The organism is Pseudaminobacter salicylatoxidans (assembly GCF_003148475.1).
Taxonomy (GTDB): domain Bacteria; phylum Pseudomonadota; class Alphaproteobacteria; order Rhizobiales; family Rhizobiaceae; genus Pseudaminobacter; species Pseudaminobacter salicylatoxidans.
Genome location: NZ_QGGG01000009.1, coordinates 24,117 through 41,596, shown reverse-complemented (window position 1 = coordinate 41,596; position 17,480 = coordinate 24,117). Strand labels below are relative to the sequence as shown.

14 protein-coding genes are annotated in these 17,480 nt (G+C 63.1%); 4 read left to right on the top strand and 10 right to left on the bottom strand.

Annotated features, from left to right (window positions below):
• Nucleotides 1-54 precede the first annotated feature (54 nt).
• From C7441_RS13440 to C7441_RS13420, 5 genes are all read right to left on the bottom strand, one after another.
• A complete protein-coding gene (locus C7441_RS13440; protein WP_109613298.1) occupies nucleotides 55-915 on the bottom strand; it encodes an ABC transporter substrate-binding protein in 861 nt (286 codons plus the stop codon).
• 218 nt (nucleotides 916-1,133) lie between these two features.
• The gene (locus C7441_RS13435) at nucleotides 1,134-1,946 is read right to left on the bottom strand and encodes an ABC transporter permease (RefSeq protein WP_109613297.1); all 813 of its coding nucleotides are present in this window, start codon (nucleotides 1,944-1,946) and stop codon (nucleotides 1,134-1,136) included.
• A complete protein-coding gene (locus C7441_RS13430; protein ID WP_109613296.1) occupies nucleotides 1,943-2,839 on the bottom strand; it encodes an ABC transporter permease in 897 nt (298 codons plus the stop codon). Before C7441_RS13430 ends, C7441_RS13435 begins: the two co-directional genes overlap by 4 nt.
• Nucleotides 2,836-3,918 (bottom strand): ABC transporter ATP-binding protein, encoded by a 1,083-nt coding sequence (locus C7441_RS13425; protein WP_109613295.1) that lies wholly within the window; start codon nucleotides 3,916-3,918, stop codon nucleotides 2,836-2,838. The genes C7441_RS13430 and C7441_RS13425 overlap by 4 nt, the downstream gene beginning before the upstream one ends.
• Nucleotides 3,919-3,984: 66 nt before the next feature.
• Complete coding sequence (locus tag C7441_RS13420) at nucleotides 3,985-5,019, bottom strand: extracellular solute-binding protein (RefSeq protein ID WP_109613294.1); 1,035 nt, start codon at nucleotides 5,017-5,019, stop codon at nucleotides 3,985-3,987.
• 159 nt (nucleotides 5,020-5,178) lie between these two features.
• Here C7441_RS13420 and C7441_RS13415 point away from each other — a divergent pair, with 159 nt between their 5' ends.
• Entirely contained in the window at nucleotides 5,179-5,940 is a 762-nt protein-coding gene (locus C7441_RS13415) for a FadR/GntR family transcriptional regulator (protein WP_109613293.1), read from the top strand.
• Nucleotides 5,937-7,646, top strand: a complete 1,710-nt coding sequence (locus C7441_RS13410; RefSeq protein WP_146201466.1) for an AMP-binding protein — start codon at nucleotides 5,937-5,939, stop codon at nucleotides 7,644-7,646. Before C7441_RS13415 ends, C7441_RS13410 begins: the two co-directional genes overlap by 4 nt.
• 12 nt (nucleotides 7,647-7,658) lie before the next feature.
• Here the strand turns inward: C7441_RS13410 and C7441_RS13405 are convergent, their stop codons facing one another.
• From C7441_RS13405 to C7441_RS13395, 3 genes are read right to left on the bottom strand one after another with little or no spacing between them, the layout of a single operon-like run.
• Nucleotides 7,659-8,465: an enoyl-CoA hydratase/isomerase family protein gene (locus C7441_RS13405; protein WP_210205645.1), complete on the bottom strand. Its 807-nt coding sequence runs from the start codon at nucleotides 8,463-8,465 to the stop codon at nucleotides 7,659-7,661.
• 15 nt (nucleotides 8,466-8,480) lie between these two features.
• A complete protein-coding gene (locus tag C7441_RS13400; RefSeq protein ID WP_109613290.1) occupies nucleotides 8,481-9,473 on the bottom strand; it encodes an MDR family oxidoreductase in 993 nt (330 codons plus the stop codon).
• 40 nt (nucleotides 9,474-9,513) lie between these two features.
• Nucleotides 9,514-10,269: a FadR/GntR family transcriptional regulator gene (locus C7441_RS13395; protein ID WP_109613289.1), complete on the bottom strand. Its 756-nt coding sequence runs from the start codon at nucleotides 10,267-10,269 to the stop codon at nucleotides 9,514-9,516.
• 165 nt (nucleotides 10,270-10,434) lie between these two features.
• On the opposite strand from C7441_RS13395, the gene C7441_RS24265 reads away from it, so the two are divergent.
• On the top strand, nucleotides 10,435-10,572 hold the full coding sequence (locus tag C7441_RS24265) for a hypothetical protein (protein ID WP_210205644.1): 138 nt from the start codon (nucleotides 10,435-10,437) through the stop codon (nucleotides 10,570-10,572).
• A gap of 25 nt (nucleotides 10,573-10,597) precedes the next feature.
• Nucleotides 10,598-14,086, top strand: a complete 3,489-nt coding sequence (locus C7441_RS13390) for an indolepyruvate ferredoxin oxidoreductase family protein (RefSeq protein ID WP_109613288.1) — start codon at nucleotides 10,598-10,600, stop codon at nucleotides 14,084-14,086.
• A 210-nt stretch (nucleotides 14,087-14,296) separates the two neighbouring features.
• Here the strand turns inward: C7441_RS13390 and C7441_RS13385 are convergent, their stop codons facing one another.
• Together C7441_RS13385 and C7441_RS13380 are read right to left on the bottom strand one after the other, a co-directional pair.
• Complete coding sequence (locus C7441_RS13385; protein ID WP_109613287.1) at nucleotides 14,297-15,616, bottom strand: HlyD family type I secretion periplasmic adaptor subunit; 1,320 nt, start codon at nucleotides 15,614-15,616, stop codon at nucleotides 14,297-14,299.
• Entirely contained in the window at nucleotides 15,613-17,379 is a 1,767-nt protein-coding gene (locus C7441_RS13380) for a type I secretion system permease/ATPase (RefSeq protein ID WP_109613286.1), read from the bottom strand. Before C7441_RS13380 ends, C7441_RS13385 begins: the two co-directional genes overlap by 4 nt.
• Nucleotides 17,380-17,480: the final 101 nt, after the last annotated feature.

Below are 17,480 nucleotides of genomic sequence, written 5' to 3'. Positions count from 1 at the left end.
CAGGGAAACAATGCAAAACCGGCGCCGCGGGCGAGCGACGCCGGGTTCGAGCGGTTACTGACGAATCTTGTCGGCGGCGTCGACGACGTAGGCTTCCTCGATCATGGCGCTGGTCATGCCGTACTTGGCCATGATCGTCTTGTAAGTGCCGTTCTGGATGAGCTCCTGCAGCGCAGCACGCAGCATTTCGGCGGTTTCCTTGTCGCCCTTGGGCACGGCGATGCCGAGCGGCGCGACATCGTAAAGGCCGGGCACAACCACCATCTGGCCCTTACTGGTCACTTCGAAATAACCCGAAGCGGTGGCGTCATCGAGCCGCGCGTCGACGCGGTCGGAAAGTGCTGCCTGGATAATGTCCTTGCCTTCGGGGAAGATGCTCTTTGCGATCTCCGGCAAGCCTTTTTCCTTGCATTCGGCACTCAGCCGGTCGGCGATAAAATCGGAAACTGCGCCACCGATGACGCCGACGCGCTTGCCGCACAGATTGTTCTCGCCCTGGAACTGGGCCGCCTTGTCGGCCGTGGTGGAGGCGACGATGCCGGACTTGATGAACATGACGAAATCGACCTGCTTCAACCGGTCGTCGGTGGCGGCAAAAGTCTCCCAGGCAACCTTGAAACGCCCCGCAGCCAACCCCGGCACCATGGACGGGAACGGCATGCGCGTGACGTCGAGCTCGGCGCCGAGCAGCCTGGCTGTTTCCTCGGCCAGCTCGATATTGATGCCGACCTGCTTGCCGTTCTCGTCGATGAATTCGAACGGGGCGTACTCAAGCGTGTTGGCGATCGCCAGCTTGCCGGTTTCGGCCACCTCGGGCGACTTCGGCAACTCGGCGGCACCCAATGTTCCCATCGCGCCAAAAAAGGCGGCGGCGGCAAGCGCCCCGACACGCAGGGACGAAAGATAACGTTGCATGTGAACCCTCCTCATTGTGCTGACGGCGCCGACGGCCCTTGCCGTGGTACGGTCACCGTGACTGCGTTCCCCTGATCCGCGTTTCGCGGTATTGTTGTCGTTTGCGGTCCTGTCAGATTTTTATTCTGATATTGAAATGTATTTTTAGGCTCTCGCCTTTGTCAAGCAAGCGGGCGCAACCGCCATGACTATTTCCATCGGACCTGCCGCCGACCTCCTCAGAACCTCAGCGACCGCAAGCCCACCGTGCGATCGATGATCAGAATCGCGGCAAAGGTCAGGAAGATGCTGAGCGAAGCGATGGCCGCGGCGGTCGGGTCGAAATTGAAGCGCAGATAGTCGAACAGTTCCAGCGGCAAGGTGTTGCGGCCGAGCGATTTTAGCAGCAGCGAGATGTTGAAGATGTCGAAGGAGATGACGAAGGCGAACAGGCAGCCGGTGATGATGCCGGGCTTGATCGCCGGCAACGTCACGCGGCGGAACGTCATCCAGCCCCCGGCGCCCAGGCTGCGCGCAGCTTCCTCCTGCGAACGGTCGAAATTGAACAGCGCCGACGACACGTTGAGGAAGACATAGGGGAAGGTGACGACGATGTGGCCGATCTGGATTCCGATGGAATAGTCGGTGCCGATGCCGATCTCGTAGAAATAGAACAACAACGCGATCGCCGTCAGGATTTCCGGCACCAGCAGCGGGCTGGTCATAACCAGCCTGATGCGGTCACGATTGTTTCCGGCGTGGCGGGCAACGTAGATTGCGGCCAGCGTGCCGATGACGCCGTTGACGATCATGGAGATCGCGGCGATCCGCAGCGAGTAGGACGTGGCTTCCAGAAAACGCGTGTTGGAAAACAGCGCCTCGAACCAGCGCAGCGAAAAGCCTTCCAGCGGGAAGGCGAGGAACTCGCCGGAATTGAAGGAAAGCAGCACCACCAGCACGATCGGGAACATCAGGAAGATGTAGATCGCGGCGACCAGCACGAGGAACAGCCGGTCCCAGATTGTCTTTTCGACGCCGCCTGCGCCTCTCATGGCAGCCTCCGCATGGCGCGCGCCGTCAGCTTGAGATACAGGCCGACGACGATCAGGGCCACGATTGCCATGATGATGGCGAGTGCCGCGCCAGCCGGCCATCGGAAATTGTCGACCAGATATTGCACCACCAGCACCGACATGGTGCGCCCGCCCGTGCCGCCCAGCATTGCGGGCGTGACATAGGCGCTGATGGACAGGACGAAGACCAGGATGCTTCCGGCCTGGATGCCGGGCAGGCTGAGCGGCAACGTGACCTTCAAAAAGGTGCGCATGCGCGAATTGCCGAGCGATCGCGAGGCCATGGCGAGGTCGGGGCTGATCGCCTGCAGGTTGCCAAGCAGCGGCAGGATGACGAAGGGCAGGAACACATGGGTCAGCGCTATCGTTACGCCCAGCGAGTTGTTCATGAGCTGGAGCGGAAAATCGACCAGCCCCATGGCCATCAGCGCCTTGTTGGCGACGCCGTTGTTGGACAGGATGATCATCCAGGCAAAGGTGCGCACGACGAGGCCGACCAGCAGCGGCGATAGCACAAAGATATAGAGCAGGCTCGTCCAGCGCGACCGCGAATTGGCAAGATGATAGGCAACCGGGTAACCGAGCAACAGCGTGATCACGGTGACGATTGCGCCCATCAGCAAGGTGCGGCCAAGGATGCGCCATATAAAAGGATCGCCGAGCGCGGTCGCATAATGCGCCAGCGTGAAACCTTCGCCATAGACGGCGCGGGTCGAGGCTTCGCGCAGGCTCATGGTGATGATGCTGAGATAGGGCAGCACGAAGAAACCAATCAGCAGCACCAGCGCCGGCACCAGCATCCAGACGGGACCGATCCTTCCGACGCCGATCGTCGGTGTTTCGACGCGCGGGGCGGCTTCGGTCGCGCTCATGACGCCAGCAGCCACGCGTTGCGCGACGAAAACCGCAGCGTCACCTGGTCGCCCACCGCAAGTGAATCGCGACCGCTGACGTCTACGACCATCCCGTCCCCGCTGGCCATCCGCACCTGCAACTGCGTGGCGTTGCCCTGATAGGTGGCGCTCACGACGGAACCGCCCAGTATGTTCTCATCGGAGGCGGGCGCATCGGCGGCCTCTCCATGCCGGCCGGTGCGGATGTTCTCGGGACGGATCATGACGCGCACATCGGCGCCCCTGGCCAGCCCTGAAGGACCATGCGTGCCGATGGTTCCGCAGGACGTCTCGACCTTGTAGCTGTCGGCGCCCAGCGTTTCGGTTATCGTCCCGGCAATGGTGTTGGAGCGGCCGATGAAGCCCGCAACGGTCTGCGAGGCCGGGCGCTCATAGATGTCCCGCGGCGAGCCGAATTGCGAGATGACGCCCCCGTTCATGACCACGATCTTGTCCGACATGACCATGGCTTCGGACTGGTCGTGCGTGACGTAGATGCTGGTGATGCCGACGCGCTGCTGCAGGTCGCGGATGAAGAAGCGCATTTCATCGCGCAGCGTCGCATCGAGATTGGCCAACGGCTCGTCGAGCAGCAAGACCGAAGGCTCGATGACAAGTGCGCGCGCCAGCGCCACGCGCTGCTGCTGGCCACCGGAAAGCTCGCGGGGAAAACGCGCTTCATAGCCTTGCAGCCGCACCATCGACAGCACCTCGGCAATGCGCCGCTTGCGCTCGGCGGGCGCCACCTTGCGGGCCTCCAGCCCAAAGGCCAGGTTTTCGGCAACGGTCATATGCGGGAACAGCGCATAGGATTGGAACACCATGCCGATGTCGCGATGTTCTGGCAGGGCGCGGGTCACGTCCCTGTCGCCGAACAGGATGCGGCCGCTGTCGGGACGCTCGAAGCCGGCGATGCAGCGCAGCGTCGTGGTCTTGCCGCAGCCGCTCGGGCCCAGCAGCGAGATGAACTCGCCTTTGCCGATCGGAACGGAAATATCCTTCAGGATGTGCAGGTCGCCATATCGCTTGTTGATACGGTCGATGGTCAGCGCGGTCATCCGGTCCCCTTACGATTCCCCCTCGCCCGCCGGGCCTGCCCGCGGGGCAAACTGCTACCGTGCGGCTCAGGCCATTTCGCGGTTCCAGCGGTCGGCGATGTCGGCCGCCTTGTCCACATAGCTGTCCCAGTCATAGCTGCGTATCTCGGCCATGCGATCGCCGACGATGGGCGTGCGCTTCTGCATCCCGGCATCGACGGGCGACTCCTTGTTGCAGGGCGAGGTATAGAAGGCCGCTGCCATATCGTGCTGCACCTTGGCGTCCAGCACATAGTTGAGATAGGCGTGGGCGGCGTCCTTTTCGGCACCGGTCTTGACCAGATTGAAGGACTGCTCGAAGGCAAGCACGCCTTCCTTCGGCGCAACGATGGCGATCGGCGCACCCTTGTCCTGCAGCACCATCGCCTCGGTCCAGTCCAGCGGCGCGATCACGCAGTCGCCACGGACCAGCGCTGTCGAAAGCTCGCCGCTCCACGAAGCCTGCGTAAAGGGCAAAAGCTCCTTGATCTTGGCGAATGCGGTGTCGAAATCGTCCGGACCCGAGCCGAACAGCTCGCCCACCAGGCGCAGGAACACAACGGCGCCGGTATTTCCGATCTGATAAAGGCCGGTCCGGCCCTTGAATTCCGCATTCTCCCAAAGATCATGCCAGGAGGTCGGTGCCGTCTTGACCATGTCGGTGCGGTAGGCAAGCCCGATGGGCGAGACGATGGCGCGGATGCCGTTGGCATCCTTGTTGACGAACTGGGGAAAGGCATTCTGCGCATTGGGCAGCTTGGCCAGGTCGAACGGCTCGAAAAAGCCTTCGGCGCGCAGCACGGCGGCAATGTTCTCGTTGCCCATGAATATGCTGTAGGGGGAGCGGTCGCCGCCAGCGCGGATCTTGGACACGAAATCCTTGCCCAGCCCGACATCGATCTGCGGCTGCACGCCGGTGGCGGCGCTGAAGCCGGGCAGAAGCTGATCTTCCCAGAACTTGGCCCAAAGCCCGCCATAGGTGGGCACCACGAGGGACGACTGCGCGGACGCCAGCCGCGGCATACCCATAGAGGCAAAGGCAGCCGTCGCGACGGCAGTGAATTCACGCCTGGTCAGCTTCATCGAACAGTCTCCCATGTTCCCACTGCGATTTCTTGTTGTTAGGCTGCCGGAAGCAGGCGCAGCCCTCCCTTACGAGAACGCTTGCATCTTTTATCATGGCGGTCAACAATTTCGACATTGTAATATTTAAATAAGAATTGAAAACCCGAGGAGGAAAGCGTGGAGGAGGCCAGACCTGAAATTCGGGCGACAAAGAGCCTGGCGCACCAGATCGCAACGACGCTGCAGCAGGAAATCGTGCAGGGCGAACTGAGCGTGGCGGAGCGACTGCCTTCGGAAGCCGAAATGGCGAAGCGATTCGGCGTTTCGCAGCCGACGGTGCGTGAAGCCTTGAAGATCCTTGCGGCCAAGAAGCTGGTGCGCTCCAAGCGCGGCCCCAATGGCGGCGTCTTCGTCAACGCCCCGTCGCTGACGGCGGCAAGCCAGATGCTGCAGGAGATGACGACGTGGTTCGTGGGGCTCGGCGTTTTCGGGCTCAGCGAAATCGTCGAGGCGCGGCTGCTGCTGGGGCGCACCTGCGTGCAGCTTGCCGCCGAGCGCGCTGCCGAGGAAGACCTCGCCACCATTGAATCGACCCTGGAAGCCTTTGAACGCAGCGACATATCGGACGAGGAATTCTGCCGCCTCGATGTCGCCTTCCACCACGCCATCGCGCAGGCGACCGGCAACAATGAGCTGCGCTTCATCATGCTGGTGGTGAATGATTCGCTGATACCTGCCACCAACATGATCTCCTTCCGCTTTCGCGAGCGCGGCCGTGTCGTGGCGCTGCATTCCGACATTCTGGACGCGCTGCGCGCCCGCGACGGCGCGGCGGCGATCGCCGCTTTCGAGGAGCTCATCGCCTACCAGTCGAGCGTCTATGAAAAGGCCCTGGCGGCGCGGCAGGGCGAAGCCCCGCAGAAGCAGGGCAGCCTGTGACTGGATTGTTCGCCGACATGCCGGCAATGCCGGAAGAGCGGGCTGGCGCTGGCCGCATCGTCTATCGCAACGCACTTGCGCTTCCCCACGACCGCCCCGACATTTTTCAGCGCCTGAGCCATTGGGCGCACAGGCAACCGGACCGGGTGCTGCTGTCCGAACCTGCGGACGACGAAAGACGCTCCATTTCCTACGGTCAGGCGCTTGCGCGCGCCCATGCGCTTCGCAAGCGGCTGGTTTCGCGCCATGGCTTGCGCAAGGGAGATTGCGTGGCCATGCTCGCGCCGGCCGGCATCGATGCGCTGGTGCTCAAGCTTGCCTGCCTTGCCGGCGGCTTCGTTCATACCGCCCTGCCCCCGTTCCCCTTTCGCGCCGGCGTGCATGATGACGCGACGCGGCCGTTTTTGCGCGCCGCTAATCCCAGGCTGATCGTCGCGCCCGACAATCATCCGGCCATTGCCGGCATGGGTGCCGTTTCCGTTGCCGGTCTCACGGCGGCATTGGATTGCACAGCCGGTGGCAATGCCGAAGAACTCGACGCATCGCCCGATGATTGGGCGGCAATCTTCTTCACCTCCGGCAGCACCGGGGCGCCGAAGGGCGTGCCGATCACGCGCGGCATGATCTCCTCCAACCAGACAGCGATCGCGACCATGTGGCCGTTCCTGACCGTTCAACCACCCGTGCTGGTCGACTGGTTGCCCTGGCATCACGTTTTCGGCGGCCTGGACAACATCTTCAAGATGATCTGGAACGGCGGCACGCTGCATGTCGATGCAACCCCGAGCGCCGCGACCATGGACGCGACGGTGCGGCTGATCGGGGAGGTTTCCCCCACCATGCACATCGCCGTTCCGCTGGGACTGCGCCTGCTGCTCGACCGTCTGGAGAATGACGCGGCCGCCGCGAACGCCTTCACGCGAACGCTGCGCGCGATCTTCTTCGCCGGTGCGGGTATAGACGCCGAACTGTGGCGCCGGCTTGCGGCGTTTCGCGACGCCCATGGCGATTTCCGCATTCTCTCAGGCTATGGGGCGACGGAAGCGGCATCCACGATCTGCCTCTCGCCCGCGCCGCTCGAGCAACCCGGCGAATTGGGGCACCCCCTGCCCGGTCACCGTATCGCCCTGGTGGATGTCGATGGCCGCAGCGAACTGCGTGTCGCCGGTCCCAATGTTGCACCTTGCTATCTCATCGATGGAGAACGCGTCGACCTGCCGCTCGACGAACAAGGTTTCTACTGCACCGGGGACGCGGCCTTGCTGCGTACGCGCTCGGACGGTGTGAGCATATTCGCCTTCGACGGCCGTCTTGCCGAGGATTTCAAGCTGTCGAGCGGCGTCAAGGTCCGCACCGGCCCGCTGCGCGCAGGGCTGCTGGCGCATTGCGCGCCGCTTCTCGACGACATCGTGATTTCCGGAGAGAACCGGGAGCGGCTCGTGGCGCTGGCCTTTCCCTCGGTCGCCGGAAGGGCCGAGCCAAATCTGGCGGCGGTGCTTGCCGCCCGAATCGATCGCTGGAACAGGCAAAACGGCGGCAGTTCCACCGCCGTCGCGCGCTTTGCGCTGGCCGACGCCCCGGCCGATCGCACCCGAGGCGAACTCTCCGACAAGGGCCAGATCGTGCAATCGCGCTATCTGCGCAACCATGCGGAGATTTTCGAGGCACTGCAGGCGGGAAGCGGCCAGGCGCCATCAAGCGCCTGACCTGATTTCTGCTCAGTCGAGATCGCGGAACGGCTTTTCGCGGATCGCCAGAAAATCCTTCAGTGAATGCTCCTTCAGGAGCCGCATCCAGTAGCGCCCTTCCTCCGACGCATGCAGGATCGCGGTCGTCTCGCGGTTATAGGTCCACGAGCTGTCCAGTCCGGCGGTCTGCTGCTGATGGTTGAGGGCGGCCTTGGCGAATTTGATCGCCGCACCGGGCATGCGCGCGCATTTGCGGGCAAGCTTTTCAGCCTCCGCCTTCAACTGGTCTCGCGGCACCGCCTTGTTGACCAGATGGATGCGTTCGGCCTCACGCCCGTCGATCAGGTCGCCGGTATACATGAGGTGGCGCGCATGGATCATCGGCACGGTCCAGGGCAGCATCAGCGTCGGCGGGGCCGACACGTGGCGCACCTCCGGCTCGCCCAGCATCGCGTCCTCGGCCGCGATGGTCATGTCGCAGCACATCATCAGTTCCAGCCCGCCAGCCAGCGCATAGCCGTTGACGGCCGCGATGATCGGGATCGGCGCTTCGCGGATCATCTGCATGCGGCGCATATTGGCGCCAATGTCCTCACGCCAGGCCTCGGCATCCATCTCGAAGTCTTCGCCGCCGAGGTCGAAGCCGGCGGTGAACGCCCGGCCCGCGCCGGTGATGATCACGGCGCGGATTTCAGGATCCTTCACCGCGCGCCCGATCGCATCCTCCAGCGCGTCGCCAAGCTCCTGGTTCATGGCGTTCATCTTGTCGGGACGATTCAGCGTCAGGGTGACGAAGGCATCCTGCGCGTCTTTTTCCCAAAGTACGGTGTCGCTCATGATACTGTTTCCGTCCTATGCGATTTCGATGACGATGCGGCCGCGCACAGCGCCGGCGAGGATCTTGCCGGCAAGATCCGGCAGTTCGCTCATCTTGTGCACCTCGGTCATGGCTGCGAGCTTCTCGCGGTCGAGATGGTCGGCCAGCGTCTGCCAGGCGCGATCGCGCCTGGCCTGCGGGGCATGAACGGAATCGACGCCGATCAGCGCCACACTGCGCAGGATGTGCGGCATCACCGTGCCGGGCAGGTCGGCGCCACCGGCAAGACCACAGGCCGCCACCGCACCGCCATAGACGGTTTGCGCCAGCACATTGGCGAGTGTGGTCGAGCCGACCGAATCCACCGCGCCGCTCCAACGCTCCTTTTGCAAGGGGCGCACATCGCCGGCCAGTTCGGCACGGTCGAGGAAGGAAGAAGCGCCAAGTCCGCGCAGATAGTCATGCGTTTCGGCGCGCCCCGTCGAGGCCACCACCGTATAGCCCTTCGCCGAAAGCAGGCTGACGGCGGTAGAGCCGACGCCACCGGCAGCACCCGTCACCAGCACCTCGCCCTTGCCCGGCTGGATGGTGCCCCAGTCTTCCAGCGCGTTCACGCACAGTGCTGCGGTATAGCCGGCCGTGCCGATGGCCATTGCCTGTTCCATGGAGAAGGCGTCGGGCAGGCGCGTCAGCCATTCCGGCTTCAACCGCTGGAAGCGGGCATAGCCGCCCCATTCCGTCTCCGACAGCCCCCAGCCATTGACGATCACCTTGTCGCCGGGCTTCCAGGCGGCCGAGCGCGATTCCACCACCGTGCCCGCCAGATCGATGCCGGCCACCATGGGCAGGCGGCGCGCGATGCGGCCCTTGCCGGAAACCGCCAGGCCATCCTTGTAGTTGAGGCTCGAATGGCTGATTTCGACCAGCACGTCATGATCGGGCAGATCGGACCTGGAAATCTGCCGGAAGCCGGCCTTGGGCTTGCCGTCAACGTCCTCCAGCATCATTGCGGTGAAAGTTTCACTCATTCTTGAAGTCTCCAAATCGAATCTGAATGATGATGATGGGTCAGCCGCGCTGCTGCGCGGCTTCCCGCTCTGCCCGCCGTTTCAGGCTGCCGGCATAGCTTTCGCGGACATAAGCCAGCAGTTCGGACAGCGCGGCCGTGGCCGCGACCGAATCGCGCGCCTCGATGCTGTCGGCCAGCCGCTGGTGGAAGGTGGCCACCCGGTTGCGCTCGCGCACCCGAAACACGATCATGTTGGTGATAGGCATGAAAGCCTCGACCACCGTGTACATCATCAGGCTGAGCGGCCCGTTGCCCGCGGCCGTCACCAGCGCGCGATGGAAGCGCACGTCGGAAGCGCAAAAATCCTCGTCGCTCAGCGAAGCCGAGCGCTGAAGCGCGATCTCGGCGCGCATCCCCGCAAGGTCGTTCTCGCTACGGCGCTCGCAGGCCAGCCGGCAGCAGATGGCCTCCGTCTCCAGCCGCGCTCCGATGATCTCGTCGATGTCGAAGGCGCCGACTCCGACCAGAAGCGTGGCAGCACCTGTGATGGCGGAGGAAAGCCCCTCCGGGTCCGGGCGCTTGACGAAGGTGCCGCCAGTCGGGCCGCGTTGAGAGCGGATGAGGTTTTGTGCCGCCAGCCGCTTCAGCGCTTCACGCACCGTGGGGCGCGAGATGCCGAAGCTCCTGGCCAGTTCCTCTTCGGTCGGCAGGCGCTCGTCGATCTTCAGGCGGCCATCCAGTATAGCCACGCGAATCTTGTCCGCCACCTGCTTGGCGACGCCTGTGCGGACCACGTCCTCATATTCGATCGGCATACTTCCTCCGTCGGCTCGATCCTCGCATGAATTGCCCGGATCGTCTCCCTCCCGATGAACGACAGCCAGTGCTGACATCTAAACAATATAAGTTTGACAAATAGTGCAAGCGAAATAAGCTGCGGGCATTCCACCAGGAGAGGCGCCGCAGGCGCAGAGCAGAACATGATGGCTGCCCCGATCGACCAGCTTGTCCCCAACCGACGCGTCGACAGCGGGACGGCGGGCCTGCGCTTGGCCGGCGTGGGCTCCGGCCGTGGCAATGTCGATGGTGTCGGCCGCAGGGCCGACATACCGGCCTGAGAAAGCCCTAGGGATGAGGGGGATTATGACCGCAGCACAACTCCGGGAGACGAAGGGCACACCCGCGCTGCCCGTCACGATGCCCTCGGCGCTGGACGAGCGCTACGCCCTGGAACGCGGGCGTATCCTGGTGTCGGGCACGCAGGCGCTGGTGCGGCTGATGATGGTGCAGCGCCAGCGCGACCTTGCCGCCGGGCTCAATACGGCGGGTTATGTGTCCGGCTATCGCGGTTCGCCGCTGGCCGGGTTCGACCGCGAGGCGGAGCGTGCCAGAAAATACCTGAAGGCCAGCCATATCGTCTTCCAGCCGGGCCTTAACGAAGACATGGCCGCGACCGCGGTGTGGGGCACGCAGCAGGCCGGCATGTTTCCCGGTTCGCGCTACGACGGCGTATTTTCCATGTGGTACGGCAAGGGGCCGGGCGTTGACCGCAGCATGGATGTCATCCGCCACGCCAATGCGGTGGGCACCGGCAGGCATGGCGGCGTACTGCTGCTGGTGGGCGACGATCACGGCGCAGTGTCGTCCACCCTGCCGCACCAGAGCGAGCACAATCTGATCTCGGCCATGGTACCGCTTTTGTCGCCTGCCGGTGTGGGCGAATATATCGACTACGGCCTGCTCGGCTGGGCGCTCAGCCGCTATTCCGGTGCATGGACAGGCTTCAAGTGCCAGACCGAAATCGTCGAATGCTCGGCCACGGTCGATCTCGATCCCGAGCGGCTGACCATCGTGACGCCCGATCTCACCCTGCCGGCCGATGGCCTGTCCATGCGCTGGCCGGATATTTCTCATGCAATGGAGCGGCGGCTGGAAGTGAAGATGCAGGCCGTTCTGGCCTTCGCCCGCGCCAACCGTCTCGACCGCGAAGTGTGGGCCGCGCCCTCCGCCCGCCTCGGCATCGTCTCCACCGGCAAGTCGTGGCTCGACCTGATGGGCGCGCTATCCCTGCTCGGCATTGATGAGGCGCGCGCGAAAAAGCTCGGCATAAAACTCTACAAGGTCGGCATGGTGTGGCCGCTGGAGCCGGAAGGCCTGCGCGACTTCGCCGAAGGGCTGGAAGAGCTTCTGGTTGTGGAGGAAAAGCGACCGGTCATCGAGGAGCAGATCAAGTCGCATCTCTTCAACATGCCGGCCGACCATCGCCCGCTGGTGAGCGGCAAGACCGACACGCGCGGCGCGCCGCTCCTGTCTTCGCTCGGCGAGACCGGCCCACTTGCCATGGCGCGCGCCATCCTGGCCTGGCTGGGCGAGAGGACGCCGGACCTCGCCGCGAGAGCAGAACACATTTCAAAGCTCGCCGCGCCGGTTCCCTCTGAGCCCGGCCTCCTGACGCGCGAGCCCTATTTCTGCTCGGGCTGCCCGCACTCGACCTCCACCGTGCTGCCCAAGGGCAGCCGCGCTTCCACCGGCATCGGCTGCCACATGATGGTGGTGGGCATGGAGCGCGACACTGCGACCTTCACCCAGATGGGCGGCGAGGGCGGATCGTGGATCGGGCTTTCGCCCTTCACCGACGAGAAGCACATCTTCGTCAATATGGGCGACGGCACCTATTTCCATTCGGGTGTGCTCGCCATCCGCGCGGCAATCGCCGCCAAGGTCAATGCCACCTACAAGATCCTCTTCAACGACGCCGTCGCCATGACCGGTGGCCAGCGTCACGATGGCGAATTGTCGGTGCCGCTCATCGTGGGGCAGGTGCTGGCCGAAGGCGCGCGACGCGTCGTGGTCGTGTCGGAGCGCCCGGAGCTTCTGGCAGGGCAGCTTCCACGCGAGGTACAACTCCATCATCGCGACGAGCTCGACGCCGTCCAGCGCGAGCTACGCGAGGTCGAGGGTGTCAGCGTCCTGATCTACGATCAGGTTTGCGCCGCCGAAAAGCGCCGTCGCCGCAAGCGCGGAAGCTACCCGGTCTCGCCGAAACGCGCTTTCATCAACGAGCTGGTCTGCGAAGGCTGCGGCGATTGCTCGGCCGTGTCCAACTGCATCTCGGTCGAGCCGCGCGAGACCGAATTCGGCCGCAAGCGCGCCATCAACCAGTCGAGCTGCAACACCGATCTTTCCTGCACCAAGGGCTTTTGCCCAAGCTTCCTGACCATCGAGGGCGGCGCCTTGCGCAAGCCGAAAGCCCGGGCGGCAGCCGGCGCGGATGCCGGTCTCGACGAGCCGACGCTGCCGGAGCTTGGCGAGCGTCCCTACAGCATGCTGCTCACCGGCATCGGCGGCACCGGCGTCGTCACGGTCAGCGCGGTGCTGTCACAGGCCGCGCATCTCGACGGCCTGTCGCTGGTCACGCTCGACCAGACGGGTCTTGCCCAGAAGAACGGGGCGGTGGTTTCGCATATTCGCCTCGCGCGGGCGCCGAACCACATCAATGCGGCGCGCATCGGCCCCGGCGAAGCCGATCTCGTTCTCGGCTTCGACCTGGTGGTCGCGGCCTCGCAATCGGCGATCGCCACCTTCGCAAAGGGCCGCACCAGCGCGGTGGTCGACGACCATTTCGCGCCGACCGCTTCCTTCGTGAAGGACACCACCATCGATTTTCGCGAGAGCGCGACGCTGCGGCGGCTGCACAATGCGGGGGCGGACGGTGCCGTTACCACGCTACCGGCCATGAAGCTCGCCACCGCGCTTTTCGGCGACAGCATTGCGGCCAATATGTTCCTGCTCGGGCATGCCTGGCAGAAAGGTCTTGTCCCCATACGTCGCGCGGCAATCGAAAAGGCCATCGACCTGAACGGAGCGGGCGTCGCCATGAACCGCGCGGCCTTTGCCTGGGGCCGCCTTTCGGCCGTCGATCCCCAAGCCGTGAGCAGGCAGGCTGGACTGATCGAGGCGACGAAAGAGGAAAAGACGTTCGACGAGATCGTCGCGCATCGCTCGCAATTCCTGACCGCATATCAGGACGCGGCCTATGCGGCGCGCTACCGCGTATTGGTGGAGAAGGCGCGGCAGGCCGAGGCGCGCATTTCGCCGGGGCAGGAAGTTTTTGCCACGGAGGTCGCCAAGGCGGCATTCAAGCTCATGGCCTACAAGGACGAATACGAGGTGGCCCGGCTCCATCTCGATCCCGCCATTCGCCGTCGGCTCGCCGAACAGTTCGAGGGCGGCTACAAGGTGAAGTACAATCTCGCCCCGCCCATGCTGACCCGCATCGACCCGCGCACCGGCCATCCCGCCAAGATCGCGCTCGGCCGCTGGGTCGAGCCAGCCTTCTGGCTGCTGACGAAGCTGAAGGGGCTGCGCGGCACGCGTTTCGACCCGTTTGGCCATACGGAGGAGCGGAAGATGGAACGCCGTCTGATCGACGATTATTTCGGCCTTGTCGAACGGCTGGTGGGAGGATTGACGACACAGACCCTTACGATCTCCATCGAGCTTGCCCGCCTGCCTGAAGAAATCCGCGGCTACGGCCATGTGAAGCTGGCCGCCCTTGAGCGCTTCCAAAGACGTCAGGCAGACCTGCTGAAGATGTTGGAAAGTGCCGCGTCCGACAAGCATGCGGCGTAACGCACTTCGGGAAGACACCGGGTGTACTGGTTCGAGGCGTGAATTGACTGCTCAGTTCAAAGCCAACGATGTCTTGTCTGCGAGCCATTGAACGGTACCGAAAGCTTTCGGCATCCAGCGATATCGTGGAGCAACTGCTCATAAGGTCCATTTGATGGCAGCCGTTGCATTTGCATGCCTATTTCATGCAGGACGCAATATCATCAAGGATTATCGCTCCGCGAAAGCACGCGCAAAGGAATCGACCAACGGCCGCACGATATATTCGAAGAAAGTTCGATCGCCTGTATTGATGAACACCTCGGTCGGCATTCCTGGGTAGAGTTGCTCGGGTTTGATAGCAGGCGGGAGATCGTCGGTGATTTTCAGCCTGGCGCGAAAATACGGCTCCTGAGTGGCTTCATCGATCAGCCGGTCCGCGGAAACCTGTGTGACAGTTCCTAAAACCTCGGGACTGAGCCGCGTGTTGAGGGCAGACAGCCGCAGTTTCGCCGGTTGGCCGACGCGCACCATATCGATGTCCTGTGGTCGCAGCCGCGCGTCGATGACAAGGCCTGAGCCAGTCGGCAGGATCTCCATGATCTTTTCTCCCGGCGCTATCACGCTGCCCCTGGAGTTGTAGGTGGAAAGCACCACAATACCCGCTGCCGGTGCCGTTATCGTCGTGCGTTTCAACACGGCAGTGGCCGCGACGATCTGTTCTTCTATATCGGCCAGGGAGGTATTGACCGCGTTCAGTTCCGTCATCGCCTCCTCTACACGTCGCGTGGTCAGGCGCTCGATCTGCTCTCTGGCTTCCATGGCCTGGCTGTTTGCCACCGCTATCTGGGCCTCCATCTCTCCTGAACGGCCTACAAGATCGGCTTCGCTGCGCAGGAGTTGGGAATATTCGCTGCGGTTGGCAAGACCCTTGTCCAGCAGGGTTGCCTTGATGCGCAGTTCCTCCTTTACCACTTCGACCTGCTGACGAATGGCCAGTTTCTGGGCCTGAAGCCCCGCAACCGTTTCCCTATGCATGGCAACGCGTTGACGCAGAATGGACTGTTCCGAACGGAAGCGGTCCAACCTGGCCCTGAACTCCCTTTGTTGTTCACGAACCAATGCCTCGAAGTCTTTTTCAAAGGGCAGGCCAGCGCCCATGGTGATCGACCCAAGCCCGGTCGTTCCATCTCGTTCGGCCGCAAGCCGCGCGGCACTTGCCCTGAGTCTGATCGACCGCTTCTTCAACCGGTTAAGCTCTGCCTGTGCGGCGGTCCGATCCAGGATAATCAGGTCTTCGCCACGCTTCACCTTGTCGCCTTCCCACACCCGAAGCTCCTGGATGATACCGCCTTCGGGATGCTGAATGAGGATATTTCCACCTGTCGCGGAGATCGTGCCCTGAGTGACGACTGCTCCGGACAAAGGCGCACTTACGGCCCAGTACCCGAAACAGCCGATCAATATCGCCAACGCCGCATATCCGGCTATGGCCACGCGCCCAATATCGGAGCGTCTATCGCTCTCCCAGCGCAGACCCTGACCCGTCATCTGCTGCGATCCAGGCTGATCGAGTGGGAGATGCTGTGGATGGCCAAGCCAACAGGTTCCGTCGTCACCGAGTTCTGCCGCTGCGGATGCGTCAGGTCCTTGCCGGCAGCGGAATGCCCCAGCACCTCGCCGCTTGGGCCGAAGGCTTTAATCAGCCCATCGCGCAAGACCATCACCCGGTCGCAGGCGGCGGCTGTCGAGGGGCGATGCGTGACCACAACAACGGTGGCCCCTGTCTTTCGCGCAGATGCAAGCATGTCTTCGAGCGCCGCCTCGTCCCTGCCGTCGAGATGGGCGTTGGGCTCGTCGAGAACCAGGAGCCTCGGATTTCCATAGAAGGCGCGTGCAAGCGCTATTTTCTGGCGCTCGCCACCGGAGAGCGCACAGCCCGGCAAGCCCAGTCGGGTCTGATAACCGTCATGCTGCGCCAATATCAGTCCGTGTGCGCGAGCACGCTTTGCAGCTTCGATGATCCCGGCTTCATCTGCGTCGGGTTCGAGGCGGGCGACGTTTTCGGCAATCGTCCCGGGCAGCAGCTCGATCTCCTGCGCGAGGTAGCCGATCTGTTTGCCGAGTTGATTTTCATCCCATAGCCTGAGATCGGCACCATCGATCTTGACGGAGCCGCTGGTTGGCTGCAGGGCACCGACGAGCAATCTCGCAAGCGTCGATTTACCAGCACCGCTCGGTCCGACTATCGCCACCGCTTCCCCGGCACGGATGTCGAAATTCAATCTCTTGATGATGGGTTCGGAGCCTGCAGCTGCGTTGGACGCGATGAAAATCAGGTCCTTCACCGAAACGGAACCCGATGGAGCCGGCAATTTCAGCTTCCGCATCGGTGCCGGCGACGCCGCAAGCGCGCTTGCCAACCGCTTCCATGACCGTCTGGCGTCGGTAATCTGCCGCCAGTGTCCGATCAGCTGATCAAGCGGTTGCAGCGCGCGCGACGAGACGAGTGAGGATGCGAAGATCATCCCTGCGGTCATCTCACCGCGCAGGACGAGCCATGCTCCCACGCCCAATATGGCAAGCTGCAGTGTCATGCGCGCGGTGCGCGACATGCCGCTGAAAATCGCATTCGCGGTCGACGAACGGGCGTGAAAACTCAGTGCTTGCGAAAAGTGGCGCCCCCAGGCTTCCGTGGCATTTCGAGCCATGCCCATGGTACGGAGCGTTTCCGCGTTCCGGGCGAAGAGCTGTTCACAATGCCTGACAGCGGCCGAACGTTCTGCAGCCAAGGCATCATTTCTGCCAACGGCAAGCTGGTTTGCGGCCACCAGTCCAATCAACAGCGCAGCGCCCGCCAGCGTCAACCAGAACAGAGCCGGGTGGATCAGATACAGCAGGGCGACAAAGAAGGGAGCGAATGGCAGATCGAACAGGGCCGTTCCCCCGCGAGATCTGATAAAGGCGCATACCGATTCAAGATCGTCCAGCGGCGATGCGTTCCCGGCATGGCGGCTGCTGGCTAGCGAGACTGCGAACGCTCGCGAACCCAACTCCATGTGGAGAATTGCGGCGACACGTTGTGCGTAGATCGAACGGATCGCATCCAGAGCGCCGAGAAAGCCAAGCGCGGTGATTGCGATAGCCGAGAGGAAGAGAAGCGTATCGATGCTTGAGGAGGGCAGAACGCGGTCATACACCTGCAGCAGGTAGAGCGGGATCACAAGCAGCAGGATATTGATCAGAGAAGAAAAAACACCAACGTCAACGATGCCCCGTATCAACACCAACCGCAGGTTTGACCGATCAGTCATCCACGCATTCCCGCGTTTGGAGCATGATCTCAGATGCCGGCTCAAGAAGTTCATACCCAAACAAAAGACGCATCCTGGAACCAGCTCTGCCGGATATCAGT